The following is an 18,794-nucleotide window of genomic DNA, read 5'->3' as shown; positions in this document are numbered from 1 at the left end:
TGTCTGCTCCGGACTGCGGTGCTCCAGCGAGGAAAGTTCCCTCAAGGGGTTATAAAATTAGATCCAGCTCCTCAGCCCTTTTCTCAGGATTTTCCCTTTTAAAACCCGCTGACAACTCCTTCACAGAGTCCTTCTTTTAAAGCTTCTGGCCGAATATTTGAATATGCATTAACTTTAATCACTTGACGATGCCTGTAAAACAATCAAACAATGACGCTGTCTCAGGCCTCATTCCTCTATGGGTGATAAGCCCCAGGATCAATCTACAACGGAGGCCCAGGAAAGCCGGATTTCTCTACAGTTGCCGGGTGCCGTCAACGGGTGCGGTTCAGACAAGTAGATGAAAACAGGAAATCTGATTCTACAAATGGCGTAAACAAGGCCGTCTAATCTCGCTGAAAAAGGAAAGAACTTTGAGCGCATTTAAAAAAAGCAGAGAAGCAGCGGGATACTTGTTTATGGTGCTGATAACGTTTGCCTTACTGCAGTCTGCTGTAGTCGTTATGCACGAGTTCACCCATAGCACGGTGGCCTGGCTTTTCGGTGATATGTCCAGCCCTTTTGCTATTGTCTGGGGAAATCCGTTGATGATGACCGGCTGGGACGAAGGGGTTGCATATTCCCATCTTTTTCCTTCGGGGCATAATCCGGTGGAAGCGATTATCGGCGCTAGCCCTTTGGTTGTTCACACGCTCATTGTCACATTGGGCATATTGTTACTACAAAAGAAGAGAATTATCAGGCATAAAAGGCAATTTCACGTGCTGTTCTGGTTTGTCATAGCCAACTTTATGGAATTAATCGCCTACATTGTGATGCGACCCTTTGCAACGGGTGGAGACACAGGACACTTCAACCGGGGATTAGGACTCTCTCCCTGGATTTTGTTTGTCTTTGGAACGCTGCTTATCATGGTTGGGTTGTACGCCATATTTAAGAGAATTCTGCCTCAGATGTACGATCTCTTTGCACAGGGCAACCGATTTACAGAATGGATGATTTTTTTTCTAACCAGTTTTTTTCTTTTCCTGTGGGGGAGCGGAATAAGAGTTGTATTTTACATTTATCCTGACCCACAGTGGATGTTCGGCCTTATTGGTTTTGTGGCATTCGGCATCGTTTTGATCGGATTCAACCCTTCAAAGTATGACCCCAATGTTTAAAACACCCTTTCGAAGGCAAAAACAGCGCTCCAACCTAAAAATCCACTGGATCAACCGATGATTGTCAGGTTGATCATGCCACCAGGGGCCTCAATATCTATTTAATATTACTAAATTTACCCCTGCTGCTATACATCTGAGTAATCGGTTTCAAAAAAGTGTCAGATTACCCTGAACCATAGGGAGAAAAAGGGTAACGTAAGATATTTTAAAAGCGACACGGCGTTGTGGTGGACAGAGTGCTCACCAATACCGGCAGGTGCCATCGCTCTCACCTGTTCCTGGCCGCTTACCGTTACCTGGTTGCTATGCCCCAAGAAAAACCAGGTCCTAAACGGCAAGGCCCAACGGCATGCAGAGCGCTTCATTCAGACCCACACCAAGGGGTGCCATGAGGAGCATCAGAATCCCTGGCTTAACTTTTAAGTGCCTTTTTTAAAAAACCACCGGTCTCAGGCCTGCAAATCCGTGAACAACATGTTTGAAAATAATTGCTGCCCCTCACGCCTTATAAGTTGGGGCCATCCTTTGATAAAAGAAGCCTGTCTGCCGAAAATCCGGATTCATGAAAACCTGAGTTCTAAAATCACTGAACCTCTCCCCAAAAAATATTTCAAACCTTTGAATTGAAATTATCGCCCCATCTGATCGACCATTCTTTAAACGGCTTCAGGAGTTGGAAAAGTTCTTGGCCAAGTGCGGTGAGGGCGTACCCATCGTCAGAGAGTTCAACGAATCCGGCTTCTCTCAGGTCTTTCAGACGGCTGTTGAGAACCGAAGGTGAAATGGATTCACAGGCCCTCTGGAGGCTTCTGAAAGAAGCGGCTCCCTGGCTCAGGTTCCAGATGACACCCATGGCCCAACGTCTGCCGAGCAGGTCGAATAAGGCCATTACGGGGATTCCGGTGCGAGAGCCTCTGACAGGTTCGCCGGGACGGGGTATCGGCATGAGAAAAAATCCTTGATGTATTATGAAAAACCTTTGCTTATCAGCACCCTCCGATATGGTTGATCCTTTGGGCGCTACGAATAATGTAGCGCCCAAAGTAAAAAAAAGAAAGCACTGTCTATTTTTGGGCGGCGAATTTCTCTTTCAGAGTCGTCCCCCCAACCCCGACGGCATCGTGGCTGAGTTCGTTAATGAGAACGGTGAACGATTGCGGCGGCAAACCCATGATCTCCACGGCCCGGGCCGTAAAATCCTGGATAATGGTTTTCTTCTGCTCGGCGTCTGCCTGACCTGTTCCCATGCTGATGGTGATAACGGGCATAATCTTCTCCTTGAGATTAGTTTCAATAGCTCAATCAGATGCATCTGCTCGGCCGGAGCGTCACGCTACGAAAATAATAGCGCGCTATCAAAATAATAGCAAACAGAAACTCCAATTATTTTTACGACCCTCTTATTTAGTCCGCTTCTCCCCAAGCTCGGGCATCATCCCAGGCCAGCCGAGAGCCACGGCTCCCTTACCAGCAAACGCATCGAGCCAGGCAACACCCCGGCCATTTCATTATTGACCGGCGCAAATTCCCACACCTGCGGCAGAATCCGGTGGCAGGGTCCGCAGCCTCATAACCCACCCTTTCCTCCCCGTTGAAAGGGTGGACTATGAACCACACACACCTCAAGCCACGATTTTTCTCACCGCCCCAAAGCGGGGTGGGCAGGCGGCGTAACAGGTGCCGCATTTGATGCATTTATCCTGCAAAATAAAATGAGCCTCTTTTTTTGCGCCCACAATGGCGTCCACAGGGCACTTGTTCAAACAAATCATGCAGGCTTTGCATTTATTCTCATCAATTTCAAATAAAGGCGCTTCATCCAAAAGGTGGCTTACTTCCTCATCGCTGTAAAGCGTGTCATATCCTGTGGGGTCGTCGAGCAGATGCAGGGCAAGCTTTTCCTGTTTGGCAATTTTGATATACGGAATCAGGTCGACTATCTCGCCGAGTTTGGTTTTTACTTCCTTTTCATCAAGACCTTCGCCTTTACCCAGCGGACCCAGCCCTTCTATCTTTGCGCTGAACTCGTTCATCACATTGGCAAACCTGATCCCCTCACCGGCCGAGACCCATTCGATCTTAAGCCTGCGGGGATTGATTCCGATATGCTCGAGCAGCTTTTGCGCCAACCTGGTCATGCTCAAGGCCTCGTAATTGCCGTGGGTGATATAGTGGCAATCACCCAAATGGCAGCCGCCTATGAACAGGCCGTCGGCTCCGTTCAAAAAGGCCTCAAAGATATGGTCCAGGTCGACTCTGCCCGAACACATCACCCTTATCAGCCGGATGTAAGGGGGATATTGGAAACGGGAAACACCGCACAGGTCGGCTCCGCCATAACAGCACCAGTTGCAGATAATGCCCAGGATCTTGGGTGTGAAGCGAGAATCCTTGCTCATGTTATGCCACCTCCGCATGTTCGGTCTCGGGTTTGCCGGATTCCAGGGAGTCGGCCCCCAGGCCCGCCCTGATCTGGCCCAAGAGTTCCTGGTCGGTGTAGTGCTTCAACTGGATGGCTTTTGTGGGGCACTTGGCATTGCAAAGGCCGTCACCTTTACAGAGCACCGGAATCACCCTGGCTTTCTCACCCCGCTTGGTTTTGACCATCTCGATGGCCCCATAAGAGCAGGCCGTAACGCAGCCCCGGCATCCTATGCATTTATGCTCGTCCACCGCGCAGACCGAACCCGAGGCCACCACCGTGTCATTGGCCAAAAGGGTCAGAGCCCGCCCGGCCGCCCCATAGGCCTGGCTTATGGTTTCGGTGATGTGTTTCGGGTAATGCGCCGCGCCGCACAGGTAAACGCCCTCTGCCCCGAAATCCACGGGCCGAAGCTTGACATGAGCTTCCTGGAAAAAGCCGTCCGCGCTCAAGGAAACCTTGAACAACTGGGAAATATCCTGGGCATCTTCACGGGGAATAACCGCCGCGGCCAAAACCACAAGGTCGGCATCTATGGCCAATTCCTGTCCCAGAAGGTATTCCGGCAAGCTGACCTGCAAAACGCTCCGCCCTTCCTTTTCCAGCGGCTCCACTTTTGGCAGAGTCTCGGGTTCGTAACGGATGAACTTCACATCTTGGCTGGAAGCTAGGCGATAATAATCCTCACGAAAACCATAGGTGCGCATATCGCGGAACAAAATAAAAATATTTGCCTCGGGGTTAAGCTCCTTTAACTTGAGTGCGTTTTTAATGGAATGGCTGCAGCAGACCCGGCTGCAATAGTTGCGGTCCTCGTTGCGGCAGCCCACGCACTGGATCATCACCACGTTTTGGGCCTCTGAAACAGCTTTGTCTTCACCTGCCAGCTTTTCCTCAAACTCCAGGTTGGTCAGCACCCTCTCGTCCTGGCCATAGAGGTATTCGCCGGGCTCATAAACCTGGGCCCCCACCGCAATGACCGTGGCTCCGTGCTTGATCTTCAAGGTTCTGCCCTGGGAGACCACCATGGTGGTGAAGTTGCCCACATAGCCTTCGGCCTTGGGTATGACGGCGCTGGTGTACACATGGATGAGGGGGTTTTGGTGCACCCGGCGGATCAGTTCACGCAGGTTTTCCTGTACATCATTACCTTCCAGGGTGCGGGTTATACGGCGCGCCATGCCCCCCAGCTCAGCTTCCTTTTCCACCAGATAGACCTCATGCCCCTGCCGGGCGATGGAAAGCGAGGCAGTCATACCGGCCATGCCCCCTCCCACCACCAAAGCCCGCTTATCCACCGGCAGCTCGAATTCCTGCAAAGGCTCCAAAAAAGAGGCCCGGGCCACGGACATGCGGATGAGGTCCTTGGCCTTGGCCGTGGCCGCCTCGCTGTCCTTGGAGTGCACCCAAGAGCAGTGCTCCCTTATGTTGGCCATGTCGTAGTAATATTGGTTAATGCCCGCCTCGCGCAGGGTGTCGCGGAAAAGGGGCTCATGGGTGCGCGGGGTGCAGGCCGCCACGATCACCCGGTTAAGGCCGCGCTCCTCAATGTCCCTGGCCAGCATGGCAGCTGCCTCTGTGGAGCAGATGAAAAGGTTTTCCTCGGCATGAACCACGTTGGGCAGGCTGAGCGCATATTCCACTGTGGAGGGAACATCCACGATGCGGCCGATGTTGGCCCCGCAATGGCACACATAGACCCCGATGCGCGGCTCTTCCAAGGAGACGTCTCTTTCTTCCGGATAGACCCTTTTCTTGGCCAGGTTGCCGCGCCGATAGGAAAGCAGTTGACCGCACTGCGCACCGGCTCCGCTGGCGGTGACCACCGATTCGGGGATATCCACCGGCCCCTGAAAGGCCCCGCTGATAAAGATTCCCGGCCGTGAAGTCTGCATGGGATTGAATGGTTCCAGGCGGCAGAAGCCGTGGCTGTTAAGGTCAATGCCGAATATATCGGCCAACTTTTGGTAGTCGGATGGTGGTGTGAGCCCCACGGAAAGCACCACCATGTCAAACTCTTCCTCCTTGACTCCCTGGTCCGGCGTGGCGTAGCGGACAAAAACGTTTTTGGTCTCCGGGGCTTCACGCACTATCGAAGCATAGCTGCGTATAAAATTGACCCCGGGCAGGTCTTGGGTGCGCTGGAAAAAACGCTCGAAATCCTTGCCATAGGAGCGAATATCGTTGTGAAAGATAAAGCAACCGGCATCCGCGTCATGGTCCTTGGTCAAAATCACCTGCTTTTGGGTGTAGGTGCAGCAGACAGAAGAGCAGTAGCTGTTGTTTCCTTTGCTGACCCGCCGGGAGCCCACGCATTGAATCCAGGCTATCTTGTGGGGGTGTTTGCCGTCTGAAGCGCGCAGGATTTCACCCTCATAGGGGCCGGTTGCGCAAAGCAGGCGTTCATAATCCATGCTGGTAACCACATTTTCAAACTCGCCGTAGTGGTAGTCCTGGCCAAGTTGTTGGTGAAAGGGTTCAAAACCAGGGGCCAGAATAACGGCTCCCACCTTCACCTCGACCTTTTCGCCGGTCTGACCGAAATCAATGGCCTCGTTTTGACAAACCGCTTTGCATAACTGGCACTTATTCTCCTTTAAATACAGGCAGCTCTCGTCGATATAGGGTTTAAGCGGAATCGCCTGGGCGAAATAGACATGTATGGCCTTGTTGTCTGAAATTTCCTGGTTGAACTGGTCAGGGTAGACCACCGGACAATACTCCACGCAGACCGTACAGCCGGTGCATTTCTCCTCAATGATATAACGCGGCTTTCTGAAGAGAGTGACCTTGAAATCACCGGCCTTACCCTCCACCTTTTCCACCTCAGTGTAGGCCATGATCTCTATGTTTGGATGCCTTCCGCATTCCACAAACTTGGGAGACTCGATACACATTGAGCAGTCGTTGCTGGGAAAGGTTTTGTCCAACTGGGCCATGTGGCCCCCGATGGTGGGAGCCTTGTCCACCAGGTAAACCTTAAAGCCCGCGTTACCCAAATCCAGCGCGGCCTGTATGCCGCTAATGCCTCCCCCCACCACCAGCACATCGCCCAAATCGTTTAAAATCTGTCGGTTAAGATCGTTTAGCATGATTTTCCTCGCCTAATCTCCCCGGCGGTTTCAACCACCTGTGTGATGCACCTGCCGCTTCGGCCTGCCAACCCGGATTGCCCCCTCCCGCCTGCGGAATCTGATTCACGCTGAGCGGCTCCGCAAAACTTAAAAGAGGTTGCCTGTCGGGACACGTGTGACTCCAGGAGGTATGACTTGGCCAGGGCCGAAAACCCTGGGAAAGATCAACCCGGGAGGTCGAGGAAAGATCAGGAAAGGCTGTGATTAGTTGCTTATGGAATGAAAAGGAACAGCCTCGGCATTCTCCTTCTACCGCGCCCCGGTAGGCTATTTAAGGGCGCTCAGGTGAAGCCGACGCGAACTGACATGTTTTCCCCCAATTTATAGCTACGATATAGCTACAATAGCGCAGGCCAGGGGCATAGTCAAACATGTAATTACTTCTGCATGCCCGAATGGTGTTCAGCTTGGATTTACAAATCTGCTCCAAAGCCATTCCCAGAGCAGATCACTTTTCAACTAAAAAAAGGAGAGAAAAACCGCAACATACGGGCACACTTGGGCAAACGGGTAATCTATGGCCGTGCCGTTTAGAACCGACTGAAATCGCAGTTGAAATTAAAGTGGCGTTTATAAGAACCAGCTTAAAGTGGTGGTATAAATCTGTCAGGGGCAGAACTTGAACTTACAAGACCGGAAGTTAACCTTCGGCATGTCATGGCCAAAAACGAAAGGCGCCTTGCCGGTTCACTCGCTATTCAAAAAACAAACTCCGCTTCAGGGCGGACTCTATCGTCAGGTTGATTCCCTGTAATTTCAAAGCAGCGTAGTTGCGTAGCACTCATTCATAAAACAACCAATCGATAATGAAGAATCCTGACCTGTGCAGTATCGCCGAGTGTATCGGTAAAAGTGATGCCAAAACCATAAGCAGCATTCTTGACGCTCCAACCCATCGCGGTCCGGACGACCGCGGCCTCCACACCTATGGCCAATATTTTTCGAACATCCAAGGCTTTCCATTCAGATAAAAGGAATAAACAGGCTTTGATTAACAGCAAAACCTCTAGATTTTACATACTTCACTGCCTGCGAATTTGATTGGGATATATACCATAATAACGATAAAAGGTTTGGGAAAAATGACTTAAGGAACTATATCCCAGTTGATAGGCTATCTCGGTGACTGTGTAACCCATGCCTAGTAATTCATGTGCCTTAACAAGCCTTTTCTCCCTTAAAAATTTAAAGACAGTCAAGCCGTAAATCTCTTTGAAACAACGATTTAATTTAGTGTGAGACATTCCGGCCAAATTAGCCAGGGTGGAAAGGTTATGCTTTGAATTGAGGTTTTTTTCCAAAAACCTTTTCACCTGCTGAATCGCCTCTAAATCTCGGGGATGATAGACTGGTCTCTCGTTGATGACCTTCTCGGGGTGCCATTGTGCCAATTGGCAGTAAAGCAGATATAGAGCTTGGCTTTCCAAAAAGAGCTTTCGCAAGGATCTGCTAACGTTGCAATAGATTATTCTTTGCAGGATTTCACGCATTTCTGTCGTAATAACGCTGCATTGACGATAATGCTCCCTACTAGTTACCTTGTTAAGGTCACAATCCAAAAAATCGTCGGTTCTATCAAATAAAGAATAAAATAACTCTGGTTTAACTACAATACATACGTCACTAAAAATTTGATAAGGATAGATTTCATGCACTGAATCATAGGGAAAATAAACAATATGCTGATGCCCCTCAGTCGATTTAAACTTACTACTTTGCTCCTCGGAGATACAACGGCATTCTCCGGATAATACAAAGTTGAAATGTAACCCTAATGAACTTTCGCATGATACGAATTTAGTTTTTTCATGATATTTACACGATGAAAACCAAAGTTCAAAGCCGGAACGCAATACAATCTTCTTGAAATAACCGACCCCCAATTCAGGAGGGCACTCCCATTTCAACTCATTTGCATCTACATTGCGCTCAGTGAATTCCAGAGTATTCCGGTGGGTATTCCCTAGGAACTTACCATTGTATATAATGCCTTCTTCATTAGTCTGATGCATCTGTTGTCGAGGCATTTCGCACCATTCACAAATTTTTCCGAGTTTTCGAAAACCGTTAAGTTTTGTTCGCCGAATGAAAGCTTTGGTTTTCCAGAAGAATTAATATTCCAAAAATTTGTAAAGACTCCCTTATTTTTACCCAACTATAGATGGATAAACCCGCAAGATCAACTATTTTCTAAAAAGGTGCTGGCATGCATTGTTCTTTAAGTAAATTTATTTTGTTGATATTATTAAGTTTATTCCTATTACCAGGCATAAAGTCCCAAGCGGAGACCACTCCGAACAGACTTGAGCCAATAATAGTGACCGCTGAAAAAAGAGAAAACCTTGCACAAAAAGTCGCTATCCCCCTAACGGTCATTACCGAAAACGAAATCCAAGACCGTAATATCCGCAAAATGTCGGATCTGGCTCTTTTCCTCCCCAATATTCAGTATCTCCAATCGGGAAGGATGGACGGAGGATCTTTTAACTTCCGTGGAGTCGGTATGTTTGGAATGAGTGTTATCTCAGAACGCAGCCCAGTCCTGATAAATTTTGATGGCATCCCATGGGAATCAAGATTCGGAGTGGTCTGCGATTTCAATAATATCAGTCAGGTTGAATTCCTTCGCGGACCTCAAGGAACACTATACGGAAAAAATGCCATGGCCGGTGTCATCAATATCAAAACTAAAAAACCATCGGGCCTGTTTCAGGGTAATGCTCAGGGATACCTGGAAGAGAACAACGGTATTGGAGCCAACTTCCAGATTAATGCCCCCGTGATAGAGGAAAAACTATTTGTGCGATTAGCTGGAAACTATAGCAAAACCGATGGCTGGATGACGGATCATACACCAGGTGGAGAAGAAGAGTGGGACCATCATAAAAGTGGCAGCCTGTTTGTCAAAGCCCTTTATTATCCAAGTGATAATTTTGAGCTTAATTTGCAATACGGCCTGAGTGATATTGATGCGGCGGCCGTTCCGTTCGTGGTCGGCAAAGATCTTTCCTATGATATCACCACAAATTTTACAAATCCCGAAATGAAGGCAACCACCCACAACGCAGCTATGGACCTGTCAGGGAACTTTGATGCGTTTGACTTTAAGGCCATTACCACCTTCAGGCAAGGCAACGCCAATTCTTACCAGTATTTTGGTTTCCCGAAATATGGTGGTTTTGATGATATTGAAGAATACACCTTGGGCCAGGAGATACGTTTTTCATCACCTCCGGCTGAAGACAACAGTAAGTTTAAATGGCTGGCCGGAATATACGCTGCGAACGAGCAATCCAAAAGAAACACGTCGGGCTATACCTTTGATATGTCTTATTATGGCCTGGGTGTGACAACTTCAAACGACCCCTCGACAATAGACAGCCAATATTACGCCACCTTTGGTGAAATAACAGTTCCCCTGGTAAGCGAAAAACTTACCATGACCTTAGGTGGTCGTTATGAGTATGTTGCCCGGGATATGGAGCACCATCATCAGGAGTATGACGAAATTACAAAGGCCGATTTAATTGCCTCTCAATCTTACAATGTCTCTGATTCCTGGGATGTCTTTCTGGGAAAAGCCGGTCTAAATTATCACCTGAATGATAAAACAATGTTTTATGCCACTCTGGCTCAAGGCTATATGCCCGGAGGTTTCAACTACATTGAAACAGACCCTGAAGCAGCGACTTTTGATGCTCAACATTCCCTTGATTACGAGTTGGGCGCCAAATTTACTTTGTTTTCAAATAAATTAATCGCAGGCGTTAATTTCTTCTACACCGAGTACAATGACTTGCAAGTCTCTCAAGAGGCGTCTCCAATGAAATTCGTCGTGGTCAACGCCGGGGAGGCCCACGCTCAAGGAGTTGAGGTTGATTTCTCTTATCGTCCCATTCATTCGCTTCATCTATACGGTTCCATTGGATTGATAGAGGCAGTATATGATGACTTCGAAGAAAATATAGGTACAGGGTCGGTGAAGTACAACGACAACCATATGACCAATACACCCGAATACACCCTCGACCTGGGAATAACCTACCGCAAATCAAATGGTTTTTTTGTTGCCGCCGACTACCACCGTTTGGGTAAAACCTATTTCAGTAAAGATAATAGCGCACACTTCTCCCGGGAGGAGTTGGATCTTGTCAACATGAAAATTGGTTGGGAATTCGCTTCCAGCCTGAATGCCTATCTATACGTGCGCAATCTTTTTGATAAAGAGTATTTCACCGAAACTGTGGAGGAGTACGACCTGTTTATGATGGGCGAACCTCGTGTTGTCGGATTTCAGATCTCCTACAAGTTTTAAGGCCGGTGGTCAGGAAACTGTTGTTTCTGAACACCGTAAGCCAGGTCCAAGGGCCCAATCTTCAGGGTGAGTTTGGTATGAATGTTCCACGCAAGTAAATCCGGGGCGGCCAAGGCCGCCCCAGTTTGCTGACAAAGGCATCCTGGACTTTGTCAGACGTCACTCGCCGAAATTTTAGGTTTTGCCCCAACCGGATCCAATTGCTACTCACAATTTGACACACCCTCCATGGCTCTTTTCCTTACCCCCCTATTCTCCCAACTCGGCTTTAAGCTCCTTGGCATAGGCCAGGTAATAGTTGCGCGCAATGGCGCTGGTCTGTTGGTCGGCCAAGGCGATCATGGCTTGTGCTTTGATCTGCCGGGCTCTTTGCTTGTGGGTTTCAAGAGCGATAACCAGGTCTGCCAGTTCCAGGCACCACTGGTGATCTTTATTGGCAAAAGCCTTTTCCAATTGTTCCAAAAGGGCATCTTCACCGCCTGCCATACCGGCAATACGACCGGCCCGCTCCTTGGGGGGAATGGGGAACAGATTGGTTGGATTACCGTCAAACCAGCCCAAAGTGCCGTTAAAATAACCGCGCACAGACCAGGCCACAGTCCCTAAAAACTCCTGTAGATAATATTTTTCTGCCAAATGATCCGGCAGCTTCACATAAGAGACCAGTTCATCCGGGGTGAGCCCCATATTCATGCCTTCCGCGGTTTTGGCGATAACAAAACGGATGGCATCCCGGTAATCAGCCAGGGTTTGCCCAACCAAAGGACCGGATATGGGGCGGGTGTGGCCCGGCGCCAGGTGTTCAACCGGGAACTTTGTCATGTGGTCCAGGCTGTCGGCCCAGAGATTGTAATCCCGGTAAACCGTACCCCGGATAGCGTAAAGGTTGGGGAAGGTCTGATAAAAATTATCGCCACAGAAAAGCACCTTCTGCTCGGGATGCCAGACGAAAAGCTGGTCATCGGTTTCACCCGGGGCCTTGTATAATTCAAGTTTGATCCCGGCTGCGCTTATCTCCATTTTTTCGTTATCAAAGGTCCTGGTGGGAGGGACAAATCCCTGGCCAAGACCCTCGGCATTAAACACGGCAGGCCCCAGCCCCATACTGATCTTTTCGGTGTGAGGCTTAAGCACCTTGATTCCGTACTGCCGAACGGTCCGCTGTTGCAGAATTTTGTAGGGCCCCACCTGATCCAGGTTGGCATCGTCCAGGGGATTATGCAGATTAGCCCGGGCATAGATTTCCGGATCAGACCCTTCATCAATAAAGACCTGAGTCCCGCTGATATGGTCGCGATGACCATGGGTGTAAATAATCGCCTTGATGGGCCTATCTGTTATTTTGCGAAATTCGGCCAGGATATCCCGCGCGGATCCAATGCTTTGGCTGGTGTCGATTATAACAACCCCTTCCTCGCCTATGATCATGGCTGAGTTTGAAGGCGCATAGCCCACGGCCACATAGACATTCTCAGTCAACTTGACGACCTCTTTTTCAAACATGGCCTTGGCATGATTCTTCATGGCTTCCAGCGGGATTTCAGACTCTTTATTTTTAAGCTTGATGGGCATGACATCCTCCGTTAGGGGGAAAGAACGGCTCGACGGCCTTTGAAGTTATTATTTTTATAACTATTCAAAGCTGTTGCAATGTGTATGACTGTTGATAAGGATATAAAGACCAAAGGACAAATTAAAGGTCAGGAAAAGCCTAAAAATGGTAAATATCGAACCGGAGGCTATTTAACAAGATCGCGGCGGAAATGAGACGGGGATACTAAAGCATGTTTTTTAAAGTACTTAACCAAATTAGTGGGTTCATCAAAACCCAGCTCATAAGTTAATTCCTTGACCGAGATACTGGAGGTGGCCAGTCTGCGCTTTATTTCCAGAACAACGTAGTTGTCAATAAACCGCTTGGCGGTGCATCCGCTTACTGCCTTGCATATCCGGTTCAAATGCTTGTAGGAAACACCCAGCTCCCTGGCGTAATCATGGGCGTTCCTGGTTTGAGTGAAACGGTTTTCCAAAAACGCCCTGAACTCGCTGAATTTAATGAACCAATCGGATTTTTCAACTCCGGAAACCAAGGTGCGCTTGATTCGCTCTGCCTTTAACAAAAGCAATTTCAGCAAAGAGCGCAACACCTCCGGCTTGGCGAAATCATCCGGAGCCTTAAACTCCTTAAATATTTCCTGAAAAATGTTTTGAAAAACATCGCCCCCAGTATCGACGGGCTGTAAGACCGGGGAGTGCAGGTGGTAGTTGTAAAGCCTGTAATAAGCCAGCAGGTCTGAATGGATCATATTTTCCTGTAAAAAAGCCTCGGTAAACAACAACATGATGCCGCCCAACTCCGGCTTTGGCTCAAAACTGTGCACCTGGCCTTGGCAGATAAATAAAAGACTTCCTTTTCTTATGTTGTATGGCTCAAAGTCAATCCAATGCCTGCCCGAGCCTTTGGTAATAAAAACCAAGTGATAAAAATTAACCCGGCAGGGTTGATCCAGCCTGAAAGGCAGCTCATTTTGCCTGGCAAACAGATCCTCAAGCCAGAGCACCTCAAACTCGTGCTTCAGTTTCTCTCCCTTATAAAAGGAGACCATGGGGATGTTTTCTTGTTTATCAGGCATTTTCAGATCTTTTATACGGCGGAGCAAGGCTGAGGCTCATCCAATCCGGCTTTTTACCCAAGCAGACCTTGTTCCGCCCTTTTGTTCAAACAGGATTTAATTCCAAATCCTCAACAACAATGGTGGCATCCACGGCAACGGGTTTTCCGTTAGCCACGATAAGGGGATTTATATCCACTTGCGAGACCGTGGGGGCGGCCATCCCCAGCCTGGAGAGGCCCAGCAGAACGCCAGCCAGGGCGTCCCTGTCAACCGGATCTCCCCCTCTGAAGCCATTCAACAATTCCTGGGACTTAAGTCGGCCCATCAGGGCCAGGGCGTCTTCATGGTTAAGGGGAGCGGCGGCAAAGACTCTGTCCTTGATAAGCTCGGCAAACACACCGCCCAAGCCGCACATTACGCAGGGGCCGAACTGGGGGTCGCGGACCAGGCCTGCGATAAGCTCCAGGCCGCCACTTATCTGGGCCTGAACCAGCACCCTGCCTTGTTCACCCATTGACGCCCTCAGCTCTTCATAAACCCCCGGCACCTGGTCTTCGGACGCTATGTCAAGCCTCACCAGGTTGGCCTCGGTTTTATGGATGATTTCAGGGTCCACACCCTTCATAACCACCGGGAACCCAAGGGCCCGGGCGGCGGTCAGGGCCTCATCGGTTGAGCCGACTATTTCTTCCGAGACAATCGGAACCTCGAGGGTTTTTAATATGCGTTTGGATTCATATTCATCCAAACCGCCTTTGTGGCCGTCAAGCAGGCCAAGCAGTTTTTCCCGTTCATCAGCTGCCTGTGAGAAACCTGTGGCGGCTCCTTTTTGGGGCTGGTTGAGAAGGGCGCTCAAACACTCCACGCACCTTTTCACCTCATGAAAGACCGGCACCTTAAGCTTGTGGGCCTCCACCTGGAACTGGTGCACCGCCTTGCGCTCACCGGTAATCCAGCATACCAAAGGTTTACCCGCCTGCCTGGACATGCGGGCCATGGCCGGAAGGTCGGGCTCCAGATCAAAGCCGCCCACAAAGCAATGGGCAAAAATCGCGTCTATCCCGGGATCAAAACAGGCCGCCTTTACCGCCTGGTTGTAAACCCTGATCGTGCCGTTTACGATCACCGCTGGCCACAGGTCCATGGGGTTGTCTGGTTTCATCCAGGCGGGGTAAACCTGCCCCAGCATTTCAATGGCCTCCTGGTTCAATTCACCCAGGACAAGGCCGTACGACTCGAAAAAGTCTGCCGAAACAATGCCCGCGCCGCCGCTGTAAGTAAGGACAGCCACCCTGTTTTGCCTCTCGGCGGGCAAGGAGGGATAAGCGCCGAGAGTCTCGCAAAGCTCCATCATCTGGAAAAAGTCGTCCGCCTCGATCACCCCGGCTTGACGTAAAGCGCCGCTTACTATGGCTCCGTCCCCGGCCAGGCTGGCTGTGTGGCTCATGGCAGCCTGGGCTCCCTTGGCGCTTTTCCCGCCCTTGAGCACCACAATGGGTTTAGCGGCGTTTTTACAAAGGGATACAAAACGGGGACCGTCCACTATGGACTCAAGGTAAAGCCCGATCACCCCGGTGTCCGGGTCGTTCAAAAGATATTCCAGGATATCGCATTCATGAACATCCATCTTGTTGCCAATAGAGCAGGCCTTGGCAATCCCCCTGCCGCCGTGAGTCATGATATCAATCAGAAAAGCCCCGGCCAGCATGCCGCTTTGCACAATCAGGGAAACATTGCCGCCGGTCATGCCTGCGCTCCAGATGGCTGGAGCCACAGTGGAAAATACGTTTTTGTTGACCGCATCAACCAGGCCCATGCAATTGGGCCCCCAGATCCGCACCCCGGCCTTGGCCGCGGTTTCCGCTATCTCGGCCTGTATCTCGGCGCCCTCAGGCCCGGACTCGGAAAATCCAGCAGACTGAAGCATCACCCCGCCAATGCCCCGCTTACCGCAATCGCGGATAATTTGGGGCACTAATTTAGCCCCCACATACACAATAGCCATATCCACCGGGTCAGGAACCGCAAGGATATGGTCATAGCATTTAAGCCCGTTGACCTCCTGATGACGGGGCGTTACCGGATAAATCTCGCCCTCATACCCTTTTTGCAGGTTGGATATGATGATGTTGCCGCCTTTACCGGGATGGGGCGATGCGCCCACTACCGCTATACCTCGGGGGTTGAAAAAAAATTCCATGAGGATATTCCTTTTTTCCTTGTCCTGCTGGATCTGCCCAAGAGCTGTTTGCAAATAAAAACCAAGATTCCTGTGTATTGGTCTTAATAGGCCCAGATTTGCCAACTGTTTATGATCTAGTGGCGAATTCTGATGTAGTTTTCCTTAAACCATTTTTGAGGATCAGCCTGAAACAACTCTACCTTTGCATATATGACATATAGGAAGGTACCGGTAATCCGGCATAAAATAAATCGCTGTTTTGGCAAGCGGCCAACTGAAAGCGATGCACCGTGACTCAATGCACCGAGTATCTTGTTGGTTTTGTAAAAACGTGGAGTTGCCAACCCTTTTAAATTGTAGGCATATTAAGCTCATGATTTAGCGGAGTGTCATTCTGGGATGTGCTTCCGGCCCACTTGAGTCATTGTGGATTATTAACCACTCAAACCATACCAACTGTTTATTTTAATTACACAACCTTTACGTTTTCTGCACGAATGCCTCAACTGATCCATAAAACTATTCAGAAACAACTTTTTTTGCATTGAAGGCCTTTCCCCAAAAAAATATAAACTGTGCTCCCAAGTGTGTCCTTTTCTCCGGCGTGATTTATAGTGCGCTGTTTAATCAAGGAAGGCCCGGAAAACACAACTCTTCTTTAAAATCATTTCAGTAGGAATGATGAAAACTTCGCACAAAATTTGCGGATTAAAAAAAATAAAAACCAACAAGTCAGGGGAGAACAATTAACCTTAATCCTTCAGCATAATAGGTACTTTTTCAAATAACTAACTTTAAGCTATCGGAATTAATTACTGATATATCTTTTAAAGCAACAAAACGTGAAGCATCAAATTATAATCCATGATAAAGAGTTTTAAAAATCCTTAATTATTAAACAGAGAGTTGCAAATGAAAAAATGGATAGAGACCCAATACAATATAATAGAAATTCAAAAACAGGATTTATCTTCAATAAATCATTCCATAAAATACTCACGGGGCATAGAAAACATCTATTCCATAGTCCCTGATTATGAAGAGTTGGCCATAAAAATGGATGCATTGACTAAGGAAATTAACGAAAAAGGAATGGAGATTAAAGCGATAATACCCTTACAAGAGGGATTTGGAAAAACCTTTGCCAAAACTGATAGTTACATGAAAGAGGAGACCGGATACTCTTGGGGGTTCGGCCATGGCTTTGGTTTTTCGCCCACAAGCGCTATTTTGATTGTCGCTCAAAATGTAGAGGAAATTACTACAGAAGAATATGATGCGAGGGTGAAATTAAAGAGTTTGAATGCCAAGCTGACAAATGCGGAACATGATCTGGAAAAGAAAAGATCTGAACAGGAGCAACTTGAGTCGCGCTTAGCTGCAGAAATTGAATTATTCAAACAAAACCAGGAAATAGAAGAAAAAAACAAACTTTTGGGCTCAGGGGTTGTGTTCATTTGCGGCACATGCAAATTCAAAACCAAAGAAGAAGCAGAAAATTACCGTCAGTCTTTTTACGATAAAATCCAGGCAACCAAACAGGAACTTAGTCAATATTTAAGTAAAATCAATAGCATGGAAAAAGATATGGATATTATCAATCAAGATATTCACAAGCTGGAAGAAATAAATACAAGCGGGCGAATTTAAAATTAACCCAGTTTAACCGGCGAGTTTGTGATTATAAATTTAATTTATTATTTGCAAATTTCTTATACTATTAATCATCTTATTGTAGCTAAAGCATAACTTAAATTTAAACAATTATCCGGCCTTTATCAAAAGGCCATCTCCAAGCCACAACAACACGCCAACAATCATTCAAAAAACTACATTCCTTCAATTAGCCCTATGGATAATCCACAGAATATAGAATTACTTATGATTTCTCAAAGCTAGTGTACTTAAAAGTCAATCTGTCCAATAACGATAAAATCACATAGTAGTTATAATTAAAGAAGCCGGTTTTTTTCAATTAACTGATAATTTTAACGCGCGTTACTCTTTCAGATAATTATTTACAATAGTTACACAAATCAAACACATTAATCCTTCTAATATTAATAACTTTCTTAAGCTCTGTCCATCTTTCCACCTTGACTTGATTAACAATAAATATAGAATCGTAATAAATTTTATCATCCGGACGTCTTATATAAACAAAGCTCAATCAACCATTAATAAGTAGTGTAATCTTTAACACTAGCACCTTATCAAGGAGTGATTTATGAAGCACGGCAAGTTCTTATCATTTCTCACCTTAGCCTGCGTTTTTACCTTAACCGCAGCGGTTGCCGACGCCAAACGCACCAACCGTGATTTGGTTTTTGAAGACGATGAAAGGCCCGCGGTCGCCGCAAAGGTCGATTCCAGCGGTAACGCAATCGTGGTCTCCATGAAGACAGCGGTTGAACTTGTACGCAACGGCCATAAATCAACTGTATTGCCTAATCACGCCTTCCGGTCGGGTGACAAGGTTAAATTCAAATATACAGTGAATACAGATTGCTATGCCTACTGGTTTTTAAAAGGCAGTTCCGGCAGCCTTTACATGCTGTTCCCCAATAAACTGACCGGCAGGGACAACCTGATTAAAAAAAACCAGGTCTGCACAATACCTGTTAAGGGTTCATTTAAATTCGATAACAATCCCGGTAAGGAAGAGGTCCTGGTCTTCTTGACTAAAGAAAGGGTCCCGGAGCTGGATGAAGCTTCTCTGGAGGCTACGGAAAACAAAGGACAGGTCAGAAACTGCGCCGCCGACCTCAACGGCATCCAGGAAAACAATGAATCCAGAAGAACCTCCAGAGATCTGGTCTTTGAAGAGGAAGAAGACACTCAAAGCGGAATTAAAACTTCTTCCCAGGCTAGCTCATCTCCGGATGACGTTCTGGTGGTTTACTATGCCTTGGACCACAACTAACCAAACTACAAAACAAAGTTACATCACAAATCATTTT

12 protein-coding genes are annotated in these 18,794 nt (G+C 47.9%); 4 read left to right on the top strand and 8 right to left on the bottom strand.

Annotated elements, in window-relative coordinates:
- The first annotated feature begins 413 nt into the window (after window positions 1-413).
- Window positions 414-1,163, top strand: coding sequence for a hypothetical protein (locus X474_RS01230; protein ID WP_197281913.1), 750 nt, complete (start codon window positions 414-416; stop codon window positions 1,161-1,163).
- Between the two features lie 613 nt (window positions 1,164-1,776).
- Here the strand turns inward: X474_RS01230 and X474_RS01220 are convergent.
- The 5 genes from X474_RS01220 to X474_RS25410 all read right to left on the bottom strand — a co-directional run bounded on the left by X474_RS01220 (window position 1,777) and on the right by X474_RS25410 (window position 8,749).
- On the bottom strand, window positions 1,777-2,112 hold the full coding sequence (locus X474_RS01220; RefSeq protein ID WP_044346205.1) for a winged helix-turn-helix transcriptional regulator: 336 nt from the start codon (window positions 2,110-2,112) through the stop codon (window positions 1,777-1,779).
- Window positions 2,113-2,230: 118 nt separating this feature from the next.
- Window positions 2,231-2,434: a 4-oxalocrotonate tautomerase DmpI gene (gene dmpI / locus X474_RS01215; protein ID WP_044346204.1), complete on the bottom strand. Its 204-nt coding sequence runs from the start codon at window positions 2,432-2,434 to the stop codon at window positions 2,231-2,233.
- A 354-nt stretch (window positions 2,435-2,788) separates the two neighbouring features.
- The gene (locus X474_RS01210) at window positions 2,789-3,565 is read right to left on the bottom strand and encodes a hydrogenase iron-sulfur subunit (protein WP_052514728.1); all 777 of its coding nucleotides are present in this window, start codon (window positions 3,563-3,565) and stop codon (window positions 2,789-2,791) included.
- 1 nt (window position 3,566) lies between these two features.
- Window positions 3,567-6,680: a CoB--CoM heterodisulfide reductase iron-sulfur subunit A family protein gene (locus X474_RS01205; RefSeq protein WP_044346203.1), complete on the bottom strand. Its 3,114-nt coding sequence runs from the start codon at window positions 6,678-6,680 to the stop codon at window positions 3,567-3,569.
- A 1,064-nt stretch (window positions 6,681-7,744) separates the two neighbouring features.
- Complete coding sequence (locus X474_RS25410; protein WP_082464067.1) at window positions 7,745-8,749, bottom strand: helix-turn-helix domain-containing protein; 1,005 nt, start codon at window positions 8,747-8,749, stop codon at window positions 7,745-7,747.
- A 179-nt stretch (window positions 8,750-8,928) separates the two neighbouring features.
- On the opposite strand from X474_RS25410, the gene X474_RS01195 reads away from it, so the two are divergent.
- Window positions 8,929-11,037: a TonB-dependent receptor gene (locus X474_RS01195; RefSeq protein ID WP_044346201.1), complete on the top strand. Its 2,109-nt coding sequence runs from the start codon at window positions 8,929-8,931 to the stop codon at window positions 11,035-11,037.
- Window positions 11,038-11,286: 249 nt separating this feature from the next.
- Here X474_RS01195 and X474_RS01190 read toward each other — a convergent pair whose 3' ends face one another.
- The 3 genes from X474_RS01190 to X474_RS01180 all read right to left on the bottom strand — a co-directional run bounded on the left by X474_RS01190 (window position 11,287) and on the right by X474_RS01180 (window position 15,852).
- Window positions 11,287-12,609, bottom strand: a complete 1,323-nt coding sequence (locus X474_RS01190) for an alkyl/aryl-sulfatase (RefSeq protein WP_044346200.1) — start codon at window positions 12,607-12,609, stop codon at window positions 11,287-11,289.
- 167 nt (window positions 12,610-12,776) lie between these two features.
- Window positions 12,777-13,670, bottom strand: coding sequence for an AraC family transcriptional regulator (locus tag X474_RS01185; protein WP_052514726.1), 894 nt, complete (start codon window positions 13,668-13,670; stop codon window positions 12,777-12,779).
- Between the two features lie 85 nt (window positions 13,671-13,755).
- Window positions 13,756-15,852 carry an acetate--CoA ligase family protein gene (locus X474_RS01180; RefSeq protein WP_044346358.1) on the bottom strand — a complete coding sequence of 699 codons (2,097 nt, stop codon included), beginning with the start codon at window positions 15,850-15,852 and terminating at the stop codon, window positions 13,756-13,758.
- A gap of 894 nt (window positions 15,853-16,746) precedes the next feature.
- On the opposite strand from X474_RS01180, the gene X474_RS01175 reads away from it, so the two are divergent.
- Entirely contained in the window at window positions 16,747-17,484 is a 738-nt protein-coding gene (locus X474_RS01175) for a hypothetical protein (protein ID WP_044346199.1), read from the top strand.
- Window positions 17,485-18,061: 577 nt separating this feature from the next.
- Window positions 18,062-18,757 (top strand): DUF4384 domain-containing protein, encoded by a 696-nt coding sequence (locus tag X474_RS01170; protein WP_044346198.1) that lies wholly within the window; start codon window positions 18,062-18,064, stop codon window positions 18,755-18,757.
- Window positions 18,758-18,794 lie beyond the last annotated feature (37 nt).

The organism is Dethiosulfatarculus sandiegensis, from assembly GCF_000931935.2.
Taxonomy (GTDB): Bacteria; Desulfobacterota; Desulfarculia; order Desulfarculales; family Desulfarculaceae; genus Dethiosulfatarculus; species Dethiosulfatarculus sandiegensis.
This window is presented reverse-complemented; position numbering and strand designations above follow the sequence as displayed.